Raw genomic sequence first — 2,590 nt, 5'->3', positions numbered from 1 at the left:
ATCGCTTCGTCGATCTGTTCCAACGCGTAGACAGCGAGCGCGCTCAAACCAAAGCCCGTCAGGAGGGCAATGGCAAGATTAAGGAAAAGGCGCGGACTCGAAGGCCGTTGCGGCACATCCGCCGGATCGACGATGGAGATATTGTTGACACCGACGCCCCCGGCAACTCCGATCTCCTTAAAGCGCTGAAGGAGGCCGTCATATAGCGCCCTATTGGTATCCACCTCTTGCTGGTAGATGTTGTACTGGATGCTACGACGGCGCAGGTCAAGATAACTGGCTTTGAGTTGCTCAACCTTGCCTTGCAGCGCTCGCTCGCGATCAAGCGCTTCCCGGTAGTCGGCGAGAAGCGAGCCGGAAACCCGACCTTCTTCACGGGCGATCGAGCGGTCGAGCTGGTCGATTTGCGACTGCAACGCTTTGGCCGCGGGGTATCCAGGCTCGAATTGCGTCATCAGCCGCTGATATTCGGCCGCCAATTCAGCGCGCTTCTGACGGAGGGTGTTGATTGCTTGGTTGCGCAAAGCCTCAGTCGATGCGCCCGCGTTTCCCGTTTGCCGGTAACGGGCTTCCGCCTGAATGCGGTCTGCCGTCGCCTGTGACAGCGCGTTATTGAGCGTGGCCAGATTATCTGCAGTGATCGAGCGCTCGCTGGTTGCCCGACCATCCCCGCTCGACTGTGCAGGTAGGTTGATGATCCGCTCCGCGGAGGCGTACGCGACCAACTGCCTTTGTGATTCGTCCAGCTTTTCCTTGAGGCCAGTCAATTGCTGTTGCAGCACACTGCGGCCGTAGGAGGTCGCCTGGACTTTGCGTTCCAGATTAGTCTGGATGAAATTTTCTGCCCAGGCGTTGGCGACTCGCGCTGAGAAATCGGGGTTGGGGCTGGTGAAATGGACATCGACCAGCCGCGAAAGTCGGGTTGGTGAAATGTCGAGATGCTTAAGAAGAATTTCGCCAGCAATCCGTTGTCGTACCGTGCGACCGGAGGCAGGATAACGCCCGCTCGAAAGTTCAAGCGCAGGTTCGCGGCTGGACGCGCCAAAGAGTTCGAAGAACTTCGGATCATCGATCAAGCGTAGCTGCGACGCAACACGTTCGGAGAGGGAACGGGACTTCAGAAGACCATATTGGGTCTGGTAAAATTCCTGATCGGCCACGCTGACTTCCTGTTCGACGCCTTGGAAGCTGGTGACTTTGTCTGACTCGCGCGAAATCTCGAGCGTCGAGGTAGCGGTATATTTGGGCGTCATGAGCAAGGTTGCGATTAGGCCGAAGAGCGCGCAAACCCCCACCACACCCAGGATAACATAACGCCAGCGCATCGCGACGCGCAGATAATGACGGAGAATCGGGATACGCTCCGCTTCGGGTCTCGGCGGATCGTTAATAATCGGTCCGGCTGCGGAAAAGCCGCCGCGGAGATTTGGTGCAGCCAAATTCATAACGATACCGAACCTTAATTCCTTTGCAGGATCGCGATGAGCGGCCCAGCCAAAAGCGGCGAAAGCGAAACAAAATCCCGGAACAGGCGACGCTGCGGCGAATCGCCAACAACAATCACATCGTTGGCATAGATCGGAGGGTCGTCATACATGCCTCGGCGAATGGCTCCCATATTGTACAAGCCGGCCATCTTCTGATTATTCACCGTTCGGAGAATGACGACATCGTCCTGTCGCGCAAATTCCGACAGCCCTTTAGCCGATGCGATGGCACGCATAAGGGTCATCTGATTGGTGACGGGATAGAGACCCGGCTCCACGACCTGCCCGTCGATTGTTACGACCTGGCTGACCGAGTTCTTGATGTTGATGGTCACTTCCGGGTTGCGGACATAGCGTCCGCGCAATGAGTCCTCGACAGCGCGCGCCAACTCCTCCGCGGTCTTGCCGCGGGCTTCTATCGTGCCGGCTAGGGGCATCGAAATGCGGCCGCTCGCATCGACCTGCATCTCCCGGCTGAGCTCAGGAACGTTAAACACGTCTACCTGTATGGTGTCGAGCGGGCCGATCAGCGATGGGCGGTCGGCAGCTGTCAGGTCGTTACGAGCGGGAGCAGGCAGCGTTGCGCTGTCCTTCACAACGGTCAGGCGCTGGCTCGATTCCAGTGGTAGCCGACCCCCACACGCCGACAAAGCGAACGCAATCAGTAAAGCAGTACAATTCCTGTGCATGCGCGCGACGTCTTCCAGAAAGAAAGGGAGGCGAGCTGCCTATAAGGGCTGACCGGACGCGGGTAAAGCTGTGCTACGGTGCGCTCTCGTCCGATCGCTGAGCCAGGTGGCAGCTACGATGACCATCACCATGATCATGGGGGTGCGCGCGGGATAGTCGGAGACGCTGGCGATCACGACGAGCAGTAGCATCGCCGACCCTAATTTGGGCAAGACATAGTCACTGCCGGAATCGGCGCGCCATGCATTGATGCTTGCCCACGCCCACCACGAAAGCGCGGCTACCAATAGCAGCAGCCCCGGCACGCCAGCATCGAGCACGACTTCAAGGAAATCATTGTGAGCGTGGTTGAAATAAACGAGCGATAAAAGGTCAAAGGGCTCGTGCATACGGAAAATCGGATCAAAGCTGCC

The 2,590-nt window shown here is 58.0% G+C and carries 3 protein-coding genes; all 3 read right to left on the bottom strand.

Translation table 11 applies throughout. The annotated features are described in order from the left end of the window. The coding region (locus tag BGN95_RS03520; RefSeq protein WP_286771622.1) for a GumC family protein at positions 1-1,445 on the bottom strand (1,445 nt) is incomplete at its 3' end. A 14-nt stretch (positions 1,446-1,459) separates the two neighbouring features. Beyond that, positions 1,460-2,083, bottom strand: coding sequence for a polysaccharide biosynthesis/export family protein (locus tag BGN95_RS03515; RefSeq protein WP_286771621.1), 624 nt, complete (start codon positions 2,081-2,083; stop codon positions 1,460-1,462). A gap of 132 nt (positions 2,084-2,215) precedes the next feature. Continuing rightward, the coding region (locus BGN95_RS03510) for an O-antigen ligase family protein (RefSeq protein WP_502688243.1) at positions 2,216-2,590 on the bottom strand (375 nt) is incomplete at its 5' end.

It is taken from the genome of Sphingomonas sp. 66-10 (assembly GCF_001897045.1).
Classification (GTDB): Bacteria; Pseudomonadota; Alphaproteobacteria; order Sphingomonadales; family Sphingomonadaceae; genus Sphingomonas; species Sphingomonas lycopersici.
This window is presented reverse-complemented; position numbering and strand designations above follow the sequence as displayed.